Here is a 15822-nt window from a genome sequence, read left to right as displayed (position 1 = left end):
TCGAGACCGACAGATCCGACAGGCCCAAGGATCGTTCAGCCGATGCCGCCCAGCAGCGTGCCGGGCAGGCCGACGGTGAACCCGTTCATGTCCTGCCTGCCGTGGTCGACGCTCCGGCCGTTGCCCTTTCCGATACCACCGCGGTGCCCGTGGCCCTTGCCGTTCCCGCGGCCGTCGTCCTGACCGTCACCGCGCTCGTTGCCCTGCCCGTGCCCGTTCTCGTGACCACCCCCGTGGCCGTTGCCGCGCCCGTTGCCGTTCCCGGGGCCCTGGGCGTCTCCGGGTCCCTGGTCGTTGTACTTGGTGGGGCCCCGGCCGTTCGGGTTGCCGGGGTTCCCGGGCGGCCCGCCGGAATCGACGGCCGGCGGCGGGGTCGGCTTCGGCTCGGGTTCCGGCTCAGGAGCCGGTTCCGGAGGCGGTGCGGCGGGCTCGTCGACGGGCGCCCGCGGCGCGGTCCGGTCCACGGCCGGCTTGATGTCCGGAGCGGACGGCGGGTCGTCCGCCGGTTCCGGCTCGGCAGCCTTCCGCTCGGGCGCCGGCGCCGGGACGGCGTCCTCCTTGGGCGTGGTGGCCGGGCGCGGCGCGGGGTCTGCGGGCGGGATGGCCGGGGGCCGCTCCTGCGCGGGTGGCTCCGGCAGACCCGGCAGGCTGGGTGGCTGGCCCTCCCTGAGGGCCTGGACCGGGAGCTCGTCGCCCTGGTTGGCGATCAGCGCCGCCGCGCCCGCACCGACCGCCAGGACGGCGAGAACTCCTGCGGCCACGGCAGTCTCCTTCTTCCCGAACGAACGTGGCTGCGCCTTCGCACCGACGGCGCCACCGGTGCCGACCGCACCGGTGCCGACCACGCCGACGGCTCCGGTGGCCCAGCCACCGGCGACAAGGTGTTGTCCCAGGTCGCGGAGCATCCAGGAGACCTCGCGGACGTCGACGAACGCCCGGGTGCACTCGGGGCAGCCGTCCATGTGGACCTCCAGGCGCTGCTGGCGGCGGGGCAGCAGGCGTCCCTTGAGGTAGTCGTGCATGGCGGCGCGGGTGGTGCGGCACTCGGGTTCGTTGACGCCCTGGGCGTGGGCGGCGGCGAACGCGCCGGCGAGGCGTTCCTCGGCGCGGCGCAGCCGCATGGTCACGGCGTGGGGCCGTACGCCGAGGTTGGTCGCGATGTCGGAGACCGCTCGGTCGTGGACGTGGCGTTCCAGGAGGAGCTGGCGGTCGTCGTCGGCGAGGTCGGACAGTGCGGTGCGCAGCATGGTGATGTCGGCGTGGCGTTCGGCGTCGAGCTCTGCTCCGGCCATGGGGGGTGTGAGGCCGTCGAGGGTGTCGTCCTCGACGGGGTGGGCGCGGCCGGCCTCGCGGGTCATGCTGATGGCTTCGTTGACCGCCGCACGTCGCCAGTAGGGGGCGGGGTCGTCGATGGTGGTGCCGGTGGAGGCGATCCGGACCATCTTCTCCAGGGCGCGGCTGGCGGCTTCCTCGGCGTCGATGCCGGGCACGCGTGCGGCGACCGAGCGTACGACGTTGGACCGGTGCACCACCCAGTCGACCCGGAGGTCACCAGTGGCGGTCACGCGACGCTCCCCACGTAAAGCTGCTCGTCATCGAAAGGCCCGGATGGGCATGCCCGGATAAAAATGTCCGGAACGGGTCGGGTCGGCGGCGTCCGCCCAACACCACCGCCTCAAGCATACGGAAACGCCGTTCCGCGCTTGTGATCTCGAAGATTGGAAGGCTGCGGCAACCCGTGGTATCACCCGTAGGGGCTTGCGGGCGGTGCTCCGCCTGTGAATCCATGGCGGCATGAAGTCACTTCCTGTTCCCGGAGATCAGTCCATCTGGTCAGTGGGCGACCTGGCCGTGCGGTTCGGCCTTGAGACACACGTGCTGCGCCACTGGGAGGCGATGAACCTGCTGAGCCCGGCCCGCGACGGCGCCGGCCGGCGCCGGTACGGCTCCGACGACGCCTTCCGCGTCGCCACGATCATCCGCAGCAAGGCTGCTGGTATGAGCCTGGAGCAGATCCGCGTGATGCTCGACGGCGGCGCCTACGACCGCCACGTGATCCTCGAGGAGCACATCGCCGACCTCGGGCGGCGGATGGCAGACATGGAGCGGTCCCGCGAGATGACCCGCCACGCCCTCGAGTGCCGCGCGCACGACATCACCTCGTGCCCGAACTTCCGCGCGCACGTCCAGGACATCGTCGACAGAAGGGCCGGCCACCGACAGCCCCTCGCCGAACCCCTGCGCCGATCCCGCTGAGCGCGCGACTGGGCCCGGGGACCCAGTCGTTCTGGGCGCACAGTTGGGCCGCCGGGCCGTCGTGACCTGCGGGTCCGCTCTCTAGGTTGGGCGAGTGACCAGTGCCGAGCCCCGGAGCCGCCGTAGCACCGCGTCGCCGCGTGCCGACCGCGAGGCCGGGCAGGCCATGCCCGAGTACGTCGCGGTCGTCGGGTTCCTCCTCGTCCTCGTCGCGCTCTTGTTCGTCGCGGTGGCGCCCGTCGCGGCCGACGTCCGTGACCAGCTCGTGTGCGCGGTGAACTCGGTGGGCAAGGAGCCGGGCACCGTCGTCTGTGACAGCACCGCCGGTGAGCCCGGGGGCGAGGAGTCGCCGGGGGACGGCTACGGCCCGCCGTCGGGCGACTGCCAGGACGACGTGACCTTCGACCTCGTGGACAACCCCGCAGCGGCGGAGGACACCGAGGTCGTGCAGATCAACTGCGTCTGGTATCCCAACCCGAAGAACTGCATGGAGGAGCACCAGCCCGCGGGACACCAGGACCGGCCGCGCGCGGACCGCGTCTACCTGGAGGAGGAGATCCAGGACTTCGCGGACTGCGTGATCAACGGCTGGGGCCCGCCGAAGGACGACCCGAACGACCCGAGCTGCGTCAACACGATGCCGACCAGCGGGGAGTTCGACGAGGACGCGCCGCCCAAGGTGCAGGTGGGCTGCCGCGAGCTGCCGGTGCCCAAGGGCTGCGAGAAGGAGTGGAAGGCCTACGAGGACGCGGCCCCGGGCAAGGACCGCGCGGCCCGCTCGGGCGAGCTGGCCAACTGCGTCACCACGCGGTACACCAGCATGGAGCCGCCGTGCGTGATCGAGGCCACGGGGCACGTCGAGAGCGAGAACGTTCAGTTCCTGTTCTTCCGCTGGGGCAACAGCAACGGCACGCTGATCGAGAAGCTGGGCGACGGCCGCATCCGCATCCATATCCTGACCGGCGTCGAGATGGGGGCCGGAGTCAGCGGCAGCGACGTGGGCGGCACGCCCGTGGCGTTCGACATCGCCGGTATCACGGGCTACTCGAAGGACAAGACCTACGAGTTCACCGACATGCGCAAGGCGCAGGACTGGATCGACTGGTACAAGAAGTACGACGCGGTCAACGGCAAGCAGGAGAGCTGCTCCGGAGCCATGCAGCAGTGGGCGGGCGGCTGCGGCAAGAACCCCTACTTCGAGGAGGCCGAGGAGCTGCGGGGCCAGGAGCCCGAGCACCACGAGCTGGCCGAGGCCGACAGCGACATCAAGAAGGTCAAGCTCAAGGGCGGCCTGAAGTGGGGCCCGCAGACCGGCGCGATCGCGCTGAAGGGCACGGTCGAGGGCGGCTACGAGGGCGAGGTCCAGGTCGAGGACCGCCGGTGGTCCGACGGCAGCCGGCAGGCGACCTACACGTCGTCGGACATCGGCGGGTTCCTGATCGGCGCCGAGCTGTCGGGCAAGCAGCCGTTCACCAAGAACAGCAACGGCGCGGGCAAGGGCAAGGGGCAGCTCGGCGCCGAGTGGAAGGGCACCACCAGCACGTCGGTGGTGTGGAACAAGGACGGCAAGCTGTCCCGCCTCATCATCGCCATGGACGACCAGGTGCTGAGGACGCTCTACAAGGGGGGCATCGACGTCGACGTCGTGCTGCCGTACGGCTTCAAGGTCACCGGCGGGTACAGCAAGCAGGAGGAGGAGGGCACGCTCACCAAGCGCGAGCTGATCATCGACTTCGAGCAGTACCCGGAGCTGCGGGACACGCTCGGCCCCAAGATCGACAAGATCTTCCCGCGCGACCGCGAGGGCAACCTCATCAAGGGCGACGTCGAGATCAACGGCGAGGACGGGGAGGGCGGCGAGCTGTACGAGGCCGCCCAGGACTACGCCAACGTCCGCGAGCTGAAGTACGACATGGACCGGGTCACCGGGAGCGGCGGGTTCGGCCTCAAGTGGGAGGGCCTGGACCTGTTCAAGGTCGAGTTCACGACCGTCGACGACACCCGCACGCTGTCGGAGTCGTCGTTCGAGGTGACCGACGTGGACGGGAACCGGCAGACGACGTCCCCCGCGCCGCAGTGCCGGGCCAAGGACTTCAAGATGCCCGAGGGCTACTACAGCAACGACTACTCCGACCCGCCCACCAGCCGCGTCGACTCCCGGCACGACCTCGGTGCGCAGTACGTGGACAACGAGTCACCCATGTACACCGAGGGCACCTACCCCGGCACGAACTACGGCGGCAGCGTGCCCGGCGACCGGGCCGACCGGGTCCGCTCCCTGGTGGACGAGTACTCCAAGGCCTTCCCCGACAAGAACATCCTGGTCGTCAAGGACTTCGAGAACTTCTCCTTCAGCAACCTGTTCGGGTTCGTGCACCTGGCCACCGTCGACGGCATGGACGTGATCGCCCTGAACTCCGGCACGGTCAAGAACAAGGGGGACGGCGGTTGGATCAACTGGGGCTTCACCGGGATCTACGACTACGACCCCGAGACCAAGGTCGTGAAGTTCAAGCAGCGGTGAGGTCGAGGGTCAGGCGGCTGTCCGGCACCAGCCCCCAGCGGGCGAAGCTCCCGGCCGGGGCCTCGAGCACCTGGGTGACGCCGCGGCGCGGCCGGGTCATGCCCCAGGGGCGCAGCACCTGGGTGTGCAGCACCCGCAGATCGGCGGAGAGCAGCGCGACATCGAGCGGCACACGCATCCACGCGCCGTGCACCGAGGTGCACGGCCGCAGCAGCAGCGCGTCGGGCAGCGCGCCGCGGAACAGCAGCCCGCGCGCCCTGGTCAGCACCGTGTCGGCGACCTCGACGTCGACGACGGCGTCGCCGTCCACCACGAGCCGGACCTGCTTCACCAGTGTGCTCCCGTCGCCGAGGGGCGTGCTCCGTCCGCGCACCGCGCGACGTGCGCGGTGCCGGGGAGAGGCTCGCGCGGCCGAGTGAACGCCCCGCGAACTCTTGTCGAAATGACGACCAATAAGGGGGATATGTCCATATTGAATGTGAGGATATCGATGTCTCGGGGGCGGCACTGGTGGAGTACTCGATGAGGGGACAGTCGTGCAGGTGATCGCGATCGGTGCGCCGGAGGGCGTGCACCCGTCGGTCCACCGGGTCGGCCGCACGCTCGACGAGGTGCTGACCGCCGTGTCCGGCCTGCTGGCCGACGACGTGGTGGTCGCCACCCGCGACGACGAGGCCCGCGCCGTCGCCCGGTCGGCCCGGCTGGTCCTGGGACCCGAGCGGGTCGGCCTGCTGCACGTGGACGCCCCGGTCACCGCGTGGGCGGTGCTGCTGGCCGGCATCTCGACCGAGGGGCTCACGGCGTCGGCCGCGCAGGCGGTGGCCACCGAGGTGCTCGCCCGGACGGCCACGCGGGTGCTCCTCTCCAGCGTGGCCGGCCTGGACCGGCCCGCGCCCACGTTCCGCCAGCACGCGGGCAGCTACCTGCCGCGGACGGCGTTCGTGGTCGACCCCGGCCGGGGACGGGTCGGCCGGTTCGGCGGGAGCCTGGGGCTGCCGGACGGCGGAGACCTGCTCGTCGTGGCCCGCTCCGCCCGGCCCGTGGTGCCCGCCGAGGCCGGCGACCTGCTCTCCCGGGGCCCTGACACAACGTTGAACGGCGCCCTGCCGGGCTGGCCCGCCGCGCGCTGGTTCGAGGCCTCGACCGTCGTCGGAGCCCTGACCTCGGCGGTCGCAGCGGCCGTGTCCGACTCGTACCGCTGGGGCGCCTGCGACGTCTGCGGGCGGGCCGTCGCAGGGGCCTGCATCTTCTGCGGCGTCACGGAGCGGCGTGCCCGGCTCCCGCGCGCGGATCGTCTCCGTCCGGACCGGCCCGGTCCGGTCCGGCCCGACAGCCAACCCGACAACCTGGGAGTGATCAGTTGAACCCGCGCCAGCGCCGTGGAGTGTTCTTCCTCGTCGTCACCTCGATGCTCGCCGTCGCCGTGTTCGCCGGCGTCCTCTACTACGTGCGCACCGTGAGCACGCAGGTGGGGCCCATGGTGACCGTGCTCCAGCTCAACCGGTCGGTGGACGCCCTGGAGCCCGTCGACGAGTCGATGCTGGACCTGGTCAGCGTCCCGGAGCGCTGGGCACCCGAGACGGCGGTGCGGGACGTGGCGGACACCGCCGACCTGGTCGCGGCCACCGCCTACGAGAAGGGCTCGATGCTGCAGACCGGGATGCTGGTCGACCGGCCGGGCGTGCAGCCGGGGTTCCGCGAGGTCGCCATCCTGGTGGACGCGGAGACGGGCGTGGCGGGCAAGGTCGAGCCCGGTGACCACGTCGACATCATCGCGACCATGGGCGGCAGCGGGGACGTGCGGCCCGTCTCCCGGGTGTGGGTCTCGAACGTGCTGGTCCTCGAGGTCGGCCTCCCGCGGACGGTCGAGGATCCCGACGACCTGTCCACCACGACCAGCGGCCTGCCGGTGACGTTCGCGCTGAGCACCCAGGACGCGCTGACCCTCGCCTACGTCGAGTCCTTCTCCGTCAAGCTGCGCCTCGCCCTGCGGGGCGCGGGCGACGAGGACCTGCTCCCGGCCGAGCAGCGGGTCTACGACGGCACGATCCGCGAGGGGCGGGACTGACCATGGTGACCAAGGTGCTGCTCGCGACGCCCTCGCACGAGGTCCGGGACCATCTGGGCCACGTGTTCGCCGAGTCCGACGGCTTCGAGCTCGCTGCCGCGGTGTCCGACGGAGCCGGGGTGCTGACGGCGCTCGACCGGCAGCCGGACATCGGGATCGTCGTCGTCGACGAGGCGGCCGACGACGGGCACGGGCACGCGGTGGCCCGGACCGTCGGCCTGACCACTCCGCTCACCGGCATCGTGATGGTCGTCGACGCCCACAGCCCGGCCGAGATGAGCCAGGCCATGGCCCTGGCGATGGAGGTCGGGGCGCGGTCGGTGATCGCGCGGAACGCGGGCCTCGAGGAGGTGCTGACCCGGCTGGAGGCGGTGGCGTCGTGGTCGGCGACGGCCCGGGCCTCGATCGCCGCGGAGCGCAACGGCGGCCGCAGCGGCCAGGTGGTGGCCGTGGCCGGGGCGAAGGGCGGCGTCGGGACGTCCGTGCTGGCGCTGCTGCTCGCCCGGACGGGGCGGGCCAGGGACACCGTCCTCGTCGACCTGGACCTCGGGGCGGGCGACCTGACCGCGTACACGGGGGTGCGCACCCGCCGCTCGGTGGTCGACCTCGCCGCCGTCGAGGGCGAGGTCACCGGGCGCATGCTCCGCGAGACCACGTACGAGGTGCCGGGCGGTGTCCGCCTGCTCCCGGCCCCGAGCGAGGGGGAGCGCGGCGAGGAGATGACGCCGGCCGCGGTCCGGTCCGTGGTGAACGCCCTCCGGTTCGAGTCCGGCCTGGCCGTGATCGACGTGGGCGCGCACCTCGACGAGCCGCGTGCCACGGCGCTGGAGTTCGCGGACCGGGTGCTCCTGGTCACCACCCCGGATCTCCCTGCCCTGCGCGCCGCCCGGCGCACCCTGGCGCAGTGGGAGCGGCTGGCGGTCCGGCGGCCCGCGACGGTCGAGCTGGTGCTCAACCGGCGCACGTCGCGCGACGAGGTGACGCCCGCGCTGGTGGAACGGATAGTGGAGCGCCCGGTCGCGTTCACGGTGCCGGACGGCGGGGCGGCGTTCTCCGGGGCCGTCAACACCGCCACGCTGCTGGAGACGCCCACCGCCGTGCACGCGGCGGTCGCCAAGGCCGGCGCCGCCGCGCTCCGGCGGGACGCCGGGGCCGCGCACGAGAGCACACCGGACGGGCCGACGGAGGTGGAGTCGCTGGTCGCCGGGTCGGCGCGGAGGGCAGGCGGGGGAGAGGGCGCCGGGCGGAGGCGGACGAGCCGCCGGCGGCCGCGCCGCTCGGACCCCGAGGCCGGCCAGGCCACGGTCGAGCTGCCCGTGGTCATCCTCATGGTGCTCATGGTGGTGGTGCTGTGCGTCCAGGGCATCGGGTGGGCCTCCGGCCTGCTGGCGGCGCGCGCCGCCGCGCAGGAGGGAGCACGCACGGTCGGCGTCCTCGGGTACTACGACGCGCAGGGCACACGCCGGGACGACGTGGTCGAGCAGGTCCGCGACGACGTGCGGGAGCGGCTGCCGGACGCGCTGCGGGCGACGGTCAGCGACTCGGACATCGAGGTCCTGGCCGACACGGTGAGCGTGCGGGTGACCGTCTCGACGCTCGTCCCGGGCGTGGACCTGTCCGCGTCGTCGTCGGCCGCCGTCTACCGGGAGGGCTGATGGTGCCCCGCCGCGAGCACGGACGGTGCCGCGGGCACGGACGGTCCCGCGGGCACGGACCGGGACGCGAACGTGGACAGGCGAGCGTCGAGCTCGTCGGCATCGTGTTCACGATCGTGGTCGTGGCGCTCCTGTCGATCCAGGGCATCACCGTGGCGCAGACGGCGTCGATCGCGCAGGAGGCGGCCCGCAACGGCGCCCGCGCCCTGAGCCTGGGCCAGGACTGGCAGGCGGTGGTGGAGCGCACCGTCCCCGAAGGGCTCGACCTGCGGGAGGCGGACCCCGTCGTCGCCGACGGCGCCGCGCGCCTGCGCGTGACCGTCGCCGCCCCGCTGGGGCTCGCCGGGATGGAGCTCGTCGACGTCTCGCTGACCAGGACCGCCGTCTTTCCAGTGGAGGAGTGACATGGCGCTACGTGACCGGCTCGCCGCCGACGAACGGCACGGCGAGGACCACGACCTCGCGAAGATGTACCGCGAGCGGCTGCTCGAGGAGATCGACGTCGACGAGCTCGCCCGGCTCTCGCCGTCCCAGCGGCGGGTGCGGCTGGAGCGGGTGCTGTCCCGGATCCTGTCCGTGGACGGGCCGGTGCTGTCGGCGCGCGAGCGCAGCGCGCTGGTGCAGCGGATCACCGACGACGCGCTCGGGCTCGGCGTGCTGGAGCCGTTGCTGGCGGACGAGTCCATCACCGAGATCATGGTGAACGGCCCGCACGACGTGTTCATCGAGCGGTACGGCAAGGTCGAGCGGGTGCCCGCCCGGTTCGCGTCGGTGGAGCAGCTCTACCAGACCATCGACCGGATCGTGTCGCAGGTGAACCGCCGCGTGGACGAGTCCTCGCCGATGGTGGACGCGCGTCTGCCCAGCGGCGAACGCGTGAACGTGATCATCCCGCCGCTGGCGCTGGACGGGCCCACCCTGACGATCCGCCGGTTCCCGACGCCGTTCCGGATGGGCGAGCTGGTGGAGCGCGGCACCCTGGACCTGAGCACGGCGAGCCTGCTGGCCGCGTGCGTGCGGGCGCGGCTGAACATCGTCGTCTCGGGTGGCACGGGCTCGGGAAAGACGACGTTCCTGAACGCGCTGTCGGGCCTGATCCCGGAGCACGAGCGGATCGTCACGATCGAGGACGCCGCCGAGCTGTCCCTGCAGCAGGGGCACGTGGTGCGGCTGGAGTCGCGCCCGGCGAACGTGGAGGGGCGGGGCGCCGTCGCCATCCGCGACCTGGTGCGCAACGCCCTGCGCATGCGGCCCGACCGGATCATCGTGGGCGAGGTCCGCGGCGGTGAGACCCTGGACATGCTGCAGGCGATGAACACCGGCCACGACGGCTCGGTGGCCACCGTGCACGCCAACACGGCGCGCGACGCCCTGGGCCGGCTGGAGACGCTCGCCTCGATGAGCGAGCTCGACCTGCCGGCCGCGACGCTGCGCGACCAGATCAACTCGGCGATCGACCTGGTGGTGCACCTGGAGCGGGCGCAGGACGGCTCCCGCCGCGTCATCGAGGTGCAGGCGGTCACCTCGCAGCGGCGCGAGGAGTACGCCCTGACGCCGCTGATGCGGTTCGTCGCGGACCCGATCGGTCCCGACCGCACGGTGAGCGGCGAGTTCGTCCGCTCCGCGGCTCCGCGGGAGCTGGTGGAACGGCTGCAGCGCGCCGGCGAGACGCTGCCCCAGGCTGCGGAGCCCTCGCTGGTCGAGCCCACGGTGGTCGAGCCCGTCGAGACCCCGGGCGGTGCCCGATGACCGTCCTGTTCATCGCCCTGGGCCTGCTGGTCACGCTCGTGATGGCGGCCGCGACGGTGGCCACGCTCGTCAGCAACGCCGAGACCGAGCGGCGCATGGTCGAGACCGCCGACCTGGACCGGCTCGCCGGTGTCTCCGTGTTCGCCCGTCTCGACGAGCGGCTGACCCGGGCCCGGTGGGGCCAGCGCCTGGTGGCGCTGCTGGCCGGGGCGGGCCTGCCCACGTGGTCGCCGTCGCTGTTCCTCACCTCGGCGTGCGCGGGGGCGGTCGTGGCGGGCCTGATCGTCCTGCCGCTGTTCGGCTGGGCGACGGCGGCGCTCGCGGTGCTGCTCGTCGCCGTCGGCTCCCGGCGCTGGCTGGACCGGCGGCGCGACCAGCGCGTGGACCGGTTCGTGGCGCAGCTCCCGGAGCTGGCCCGGCTGCTGGCGAACGGCGCGTCGGCCGGGCTGGCCGTACGCCGGTCGCTCGAGATGGCGGCGCAGGAGATGACCGAGCCCGCGGCATCCGAGGTGGCGCAGGTCGGTGCCGAGATGGCGGTCGGCCGCTCCATGGGGGACGCCCTCGCGAGCCTGAGCGAGCGGCTGCCGTCCCGCGAGCTGTCGGTGCTCGTGCAGACGCTCACGATCCAGGGACGCTCGGGCGGCGAGCTGGTGACCGCCCTGGCGGGGATCGGGCAGACGCTGGAGGAGCGGCGGCGGCTGCGGCGCGAGGTGGTGACCGCCACGATGGGCGCGCAGTTCTCGGGATACACGGTGATCTTCCTGGCGTTCGGGGCGGTGGCGCTGATGAACGCGTTCAGCCCCGGCGTCGTGGACGTGATGATCACCAACCTGGCCGGCCAGGTGGTGCTGCTCGTGGCGACCGGGCTCTTCGTCGTCGGGTACCTGCTCGTCCGTCGTCTGGCGAAGGTGGAGGTGTGACGTGCCGGAGCTCGTGATCGCGGCGGCCGCCGCCCTGCTGACGGTGTTCGGGATGGTCTCGGGCCGCCTGCTGACCAGCACCGGGCTGGAGGACGTCGAGGCCGAGTACGCGCCGGACGCGGAGCCGAGGCAGCGCGGGTTCGTCGCCGTGCTGGACCGTGTCGGGGCGCCCCTGCTCCCGCTGGCCGTGCGGCTGCACGGGCGCCAGCGTCTGCAGCGGCTCGACACCGCGATCCGCCGGGCGGGCCGGCCGGAGGGCGTGACGCTGACGATGTTCGTGCGCCGCGAGGCGGCGCTCGTCCTGTTCGGCCTGCTGTTCGGGCTGTTCTTCACGCTCCAGGGGCTGTGGTCGGTCGGCGTGCCGCTGGCGGTGGCGCTGGCCGGCTGGATGAGGCTGTGGCTGGTCACGGAGGCGAACCGGCGGCGTCGGCAGATCGACGCCGAGCTGCCCGACTTCCTGGACGTGCTCAGCGTGACCGTGACGGCGGGCCTGGGCTTCCGGCAGGCCCTGGAGCGGGTGTGCGACCTGCACGGCGGCGCTCTGGCCGCCGAGATGCGCACCGCGCTGCAGGAGATGAACGTGGGCGCGTCCCGGCGGCAGACCTTCGTGGCCCTGCGCGAGCGCAACCGGTCCGCCACCGTCGGCACGTTCGTGACGGCGCTGCTGCAGGCCGAGGAGCTCGGGGTGCCGCTGGCGGACGCGCTCACGGACATCGCCTCGGACGTGCGCCGCGAGCATGCGGAGACCGTGCGCCAGCGCGCGGCCCGGGCCGCGCCGATGGTCTCGCTGGCCGTGACCATGACCATCCTGCCGGGCGCGCTGATCCTGATGGTGTCGGCGGTGCTCATCGCGAACGCGGGGGTCCTCGGTGACCTTTTCTGACCGGCTGAGCCCGCCGCACGCGATGGACGCGCTGACCCGGCGTGCCATCGGTCCCGCGGTGCGCCTGCTGTGCCAGATCCGGCTCGTGGTCCTGGCGTTCGCCCTGGTGCTTGCCCTGCTCGACGGCGCGGGCTGGTTCGGTGTGTTCCTCGTGCTGCTCGCCGCGCCCTTCTCGTTCGTGCCCGCGCTGAACTGGGAGACCCGGGGCCGCGTCTACGCCCGCAACGGGATCCTGCTCGCGGGGGACACCGCCGTCGCCGTCGTGGCGCTGCTGCCGCTCGCCGGATCGCCGCTCATGGCGATCTACGCCGCGGCGACCGCCGCGCTCTGGGGCCTCTTCGCGGGCCTGTGGCTGGCGCTGGTGATGGCCGCGCCCCTGTGCCTCTACCAGCTCACCGGGTACGACGACGGCTGGCGCGGCCTGCTCACCGGCGTCGCCGGTGCGAGCCTCACCATCATCATGGCGTGGACCGGTACGCACCTCGGACGGCGGCTGCGGCGTCAGGCGATCCTGTCCGCTGAGCTGGCGACGGTACGTGCCGAGCAGGCGGCCCTGGCCGAACGGCTGCGCCTGGCCCGGGACCTGCACGACACCGTGGCGGGCGACCTCGCCGGGCTCGCCCTGACCGCGCACGGGCTGGCCGACCGGCTGGACCGGGAGGGTGCGGCTCCGGGCACCGTCGAGGTGGCGCGCGGGCTCAGCGGCGCCGTCCGGACCGTGCACGAGCACACCCGCCGCGCCCTGGGGGAGCTGCGTGAGGACTACGACGGCGTGTCCGGGCTCCTGACCGGGATCGCCCGGCGCTGGACGGAGCGGACCGGCGTCCCGGCGGTGGTCGACGTCGGGCCCGGCGTGGACGACGCGGCGGGCGAGCGCCGTGTGCGGCACGTCCGCGCGCTGGTGACCGAGCTGCTGGAGAACGTGCGCAAGCACGCGGACGCCTCGCGCGTCGAGATCGCCGTGACCGCGGCGGACGGCGTGGTGGAGCTCGTGGTCGCCGACGACGGCGTGGGGCTCGGCCCGGGGGCGTCCGGCGGCGGCCGGTACGGGATGCGCGGCGTCCGCGAACGGGCGGAGCTGTGCGGCGGCGACGCCACCTGGGCGCCCCGGCCGGACGGCGGGACCGTCGTCCGCGTCGTGCTGCCCAGGGAACCTGCCGGCGTGGGTCCCCGGCCCGTGGCGGAGGTGGCCTGATGCGCATCCTCGCCGTGGACGACAACCCCATCATCCGGATGGGCCTGCGGACGCTGCTGGACGGCGCGCAGGGCGTGACGTCGGTGCTCGACACGGGCGACCCCGACGAGGCCGTGGCGCACGTGCGGGCGGGCCAGGTCGACGTCGTGCTGCTGGACGTCCGGATGCCCCGGATGAGCGGGCTGGAGCTGCTGCCCCGGCTCGCCGGCGCGACCGTCGTGATGCTGACGCACACCGACGACCCGGCGACCGTGTCGGAGGCGCTCGCCGCGGGGGCGGCCGGGTACCTCGTGCACGGTGCGCTGGAGCCGGACGCCATGGTCGACGCGATCCGGCTCTGCCGGAACGGGAGCCAGGTCGTCTCCGGGGTCTCCACCGCCCCAGCCGTACCCGGCCGGGGCCCGGGCCTGCGGGACCTGCTGTCCCGGCGGGAGGCCGAGGTGATGGACCTGGTCGCCGACGGCCTCTCGAACGGCGAGGTCGCGGCTCGCCTGTTCATCTCCGAGAAGACGGTGAAGAACCACGTGAACAGCCTGTTCGCCAAGCTCGGCGTGACCAGGCGCAGCCAGGCCATCGTGCGGTGGCTCCAGCGGGACCCGGACCACGGTAGGGCCAAGGGCCCAGGCAGAACGGGTCCCACGGTGGGACCGGGCACCCTGGGCGCGGGGCGCGGCCATCCATAGGTTTGCTGGTGTGGCCGCGTCCTTCGGACCCGCGGCCGGCAACCGGACACCACACGTGGAGGACAGCATGAACAAGCTGATGGAGAAGGTAGTCGCCACGCAGGTGGGCGCGCGGGCCTTCGCCGAGCGCGCGGCACGGCTGGCCCGTGACGACGAGCGCGGACAGGGCTCGGTCGAGTACGTCGGCATCATCCTGGTCGTCGTCGCGATCGTCGGCGCCGTGGTCGCGGGCGCCACGCCCGTCGGCACGGCGATCCTGACCCAGCTCACGACCGCCGTGAACAACATCGGTGGCGGCGCCCCCGCCCCCTGATCCAGCCCCGACGACGGAGGTGTTGATGCGTCGAGCCACGCTCACCGTGCTCGCGCTCGGTCTCGCGAGCCTCGCGGCCGGCTGCGGGCTCGTCGGAACCGACGAGCCCGGCCCGGCCGAGCCCTCGGCCGGTGCATCGGCATCCGTCACCTCGCCCTCGCCCGGAGGCTCACCGCCCCCGGGCGAGGTCGTGTCCGTCGACCGCGAGTGGCACGGCGCGCGGGTGCACCTCGACGTGCCGCCCGTCGAGTCCGACGGCGACCTGGCGGTCCTGCGGTACGAGTTCGGCGCGACGGCGGCCGACCCGGCGGAGCCGCCGTCGTTCTCGACCGTCGTGCTGAACCTGGGCGGGCTCGGCAGCGCGGCCACCGACGGCCGGGGTGTGCGCCTCTTCGACACGGGCGAGGGCCTCGTCCACCCCGTGGCGCGGGCACCCGGCGGAAACCCCGCCGCGGTGATCGACTGGACCGAGGACGGCGCCCTGCGGGGCTCGGCCGTCGCCGTCTTCGCCGCGCCCGCGAACGAGTCGGTGGACGTGCTGCTGCCCGGCTTCGGCGCCGTGACCGTGCCCGTCGTCCCCGCGGGCGAGGGCTTCCAGGACGCCGTCGACCAGGTGGGCGGCGTGGACGACGCCGAGACCAGGCCGCTGCGTGCCTTCACCCGCGCCTACGACGCCGATTCGGCGACGGCCGCCGAGGACGACGACGTCACCGTCACGCTGGCGTCGGACGTCCTCTTCGCCTCGGACCAGCACACCCTGTCCGCGAAGGCCCGCGGCGTCGTGGACCGCGCCGCGGCGTCGATCCGGGAGCAGGCCGACGACGGCGACGTGCGCGTGGAGGGGCACACCGACGACGTGGACACCGACGCCTACAACCAGGCGCTCTCCGAACGCCGTGCCGCGGCCGTGGCGGCTCGGCTGCGCGCGCGGCTCGGCGACGGCTTCACGGTGAGCGAGGAGGGCCGGGGCGAGGCCGAGCCGGTCGCCGAGGGGACCAGCCCGCAGGCCCGGGCCGCGAACCGCCGCGTCGAGATCGGGTTCCGGGGCCACCTCGTCGTGGAGGCGTCCGAGGAGGGCGACGTTCCCGAGGCGGACGTCCCGACGGCGCGGAACGGCCCGGTCACCATCGCCACGAGCGGTGGCGAGTACACGGTGGAGGTCGAGTCGATGGTGCGCGGGCCCGGGGCGATCATCGGCACGCTCACGGCCGAGCGCACCGCGGGCGCGGCCATCGACGTCGCCTGGTTCCTCCCGTCCTACCTGGAACAGATCGGCGACCGGCGGTTCGGTGTCCTCGGCGACCTGGCGGGCCCGCACAACCTGTCGTTGCTCGGTGCCCAGGAGCGGGTGCTGCCGTTCGACTACGTCGAGCAGAGGAAGTCGGGCGGGTTCGTCCTGCGGCGTCTGCTCGGCGACGAGGAGATCAAGCCGCTGAACCGGGGGGAGCGGACGACGATCACCGTGGTCTGGCCCGACACCGGGCAGGACACCGTGACCGTCGACGGCCCGGACCGCTTCCGGATCACCGACGTGCCCGTGACCGATTCGACCGTGACCGATTCGACGGAGGAGTGA

The 15822-nt window shown here is 73.2% G+C and carries 15 protein-coding genes; 13 read left to right on the top strand and 2 right to left on the bottom strand.

The annotated features are described in order from the left end of the window. Positions 1–35 precede the first annotated feature (35 nt). Positions 36–1565, bottom strand: coding sequence for a zf-HC2 domain-containing protein (locus ACNYC2_RS19525; RefSeq protein ID WP_419703385.1), 1530 nt, complete (start codon positions 1563–1565; stop codon positions 36–38). A 229-nt stretch (positions 1566–1794) separates the two neighbouring features. Between ACNYC2_RS19525 and ACNYC2_RS19520 the strand changes: the two genes are divergently transcribed. Next, on the top strand, positions 1795–2256 hold the full coding sequence (locus ACNYC2_RS19520) for a MerR family transcriptional regulator (RefSeq protein WP_419703384.1): 462 nt from the start codon (positions 1795–1797) through the stop codon (positions 2254–2256). A 94-nt stretch (positions 2257–2350) separates the two neighbouring features. Next, a complete protein-coding gene (locus ACNYC2_RS19515) occupies positions 2351–4780 on the top strand; it encodes a hypothetical protein (protein ID WP_419703383.1) in 2430 nt (809 codons plus the stop codon). Here the strand turns inward: ACNYC2_RS19515 and ACNYC2_RS19510 are convergent. Beyond that, complete coding sequence (locus ACNYC2_RS19510) at positions 4767–5111, bottom strand: DUF192 domain-containing protein (protein WP_419703382.1); 345 nt, start codon at positions 5109–5111, stop codon at positions 4767–4769. The two genes, ACNYC2_RS19515 and ACNYC2_RS19510, sit on opposite strands and share 14 nt — an antisense overlap. A 205-nt stretch (positions 5112–5316) precedes the next feature. Between ACNYC2_RS19510 and ACNYC2_RS19505 the strand changes: the two genes are divergently transcribed. The 11 genes from ACNYC2_RS19505 to ACNYC2_RS19455 all read left to right on the top strand — a co-directional run bounded on the left by ACNYC2_RS19505 (position 5317) and on the right by ACNYC2_RS19455 (position 15822). Continuing rightward, positions 5317–6144, top strand: coding sequence for a hypothetical protein (locus ACNYC2_RS19505; RefSeq protein WP_419703381.1), 828 nt, complete (start codon positions 5317–5319; stop codon positions 6142–6144). Beyond that, positions 6141–6848, top strand: coding sequence for a Flp pilus assembly protein CpaB (gene cpaB / locus ACNYC2_RS19500; protein WP_419703380.1), 708 nt, complete (start codon positions 6141–6143; stop codon positions 6846–6848). Before ACNYC2_RS19505 ends, cpaB begins: the two co-directional genes overlap by 4 nt. A 2-nt stretch (positions 6849–6850) precedes the next feature. Next, positions 6851–8503 (top strand): hypothetical protein, encoded by a 1653-nt coding sequence (locus ACNYC2_RS19495; RefSeq protein ID WP_419703379.1) that lies wholly within the window; start codon positions 6851–6853, stop codon positions 8501–8503. After that, positions 8503–8907: a TadE/TadG family type IV pilus assembly protein gene (locus tag ACNYC2_RS19490; RefSeq protein ID WP_419703378.1), complete on the top strand. Its 405-nt coding sequence runs from the start codon at positions 8503–8505 to the stop codon at positions 8905–8907. The genes ACNYC2_RS19495 and ACNYC2_RS19490 overlap by 1 nt, the downstream gene beginning before the upstream one ends. Position 8908: 1 nt before the next feature. Then, positions 8909–10252: a CpaF family protein gene (locus ACNYC2_RS19485; protein WP_419703377.1), complete on the top strand. Its 1344-nt coding sequence runs from the start codon at positions 8909–8911 to the stop codon at positions 10250–10252. Further along, positions 10249–11172, top strand: a complete 924-nt coding sequence (locus ACNYC2_RS19480) for a type II secretion system F family protein (RefSeq protein WP_419703376.1) — start codon at positions 10249–10251, stop codon at positions 11170–11172. Before ACNYC2_RS19485 ends, ACNYC2_RS19480 begins: the two co-directional genes overlap by 4 nt. Before the next feature lies 1 nt (position 11173). Then, positions 11174–12055 (top strand): type II secretion system F family protein, encoded by an 882-nt coding sequence (locus ACNYC2_RS19475; protein WP_419703375.1) that lies wholly within the window; start codon positions 11174–11176, stop codon positions 12053–12055. Continuing rightward, a complete protein-coding gene (locus ACNYC2_RS19470; RefSeq protein ID WP_419703374.1) occupies positions 12042–13250 on the top strand; it encodes a sensor histidine kinase in 1209 nt (402 codons plus the stop codon). Before ACNYC2_RS19475 ends, ACNYC2_RS19470 begins: the two co-directional genes overlap by 14 nt. Beyond that, entirely contained in the window at positions 13250–13933 is a 684-nt protein-coding gene (locus ACNYC2_RS19465) for a response regulator transcription factor (RefSeq protein ID WP_419703373.1), read from the top strand. Before ACNYC2_RS19470 ends, ACNYC2_RS19465 begins: the two co-directional genes overlap by 1 nt. Positions 13934–14000: 67 nt before the next feature. Further along, positions 14001–14246, top strand: a complete 246-nt coding sequence (locus ACNYC2_RS19460; protein ID WP_419703372.1) for a hypothetical protein — start codon at positions 14001–14003, stop codon at positions 14244–14246. Between the two features lie 25 nt (positions 14247–14271). Beyond that, entirely contained in the window at positions 14272–15822 is a 1551-nt protein-coding gene (locus ACNYC2_RS19455; protein ID WP_419703371.1) for an OmpA family protein, read from the top strand.

This window comes from Promicromonospora sp. NFX87 (assembly GCF_048564965.1).
Lineage (GTDB): Bacteria > Actinomycetota > Actinomycetes > Actinomycetales > Cellulomonadaceae > Promicromonospora.
The sequence above is the reverse complement of the archived record's forward strand: the minus strand, read 5'-3'. Positions and strand labels throughout refer to the sequence as shown.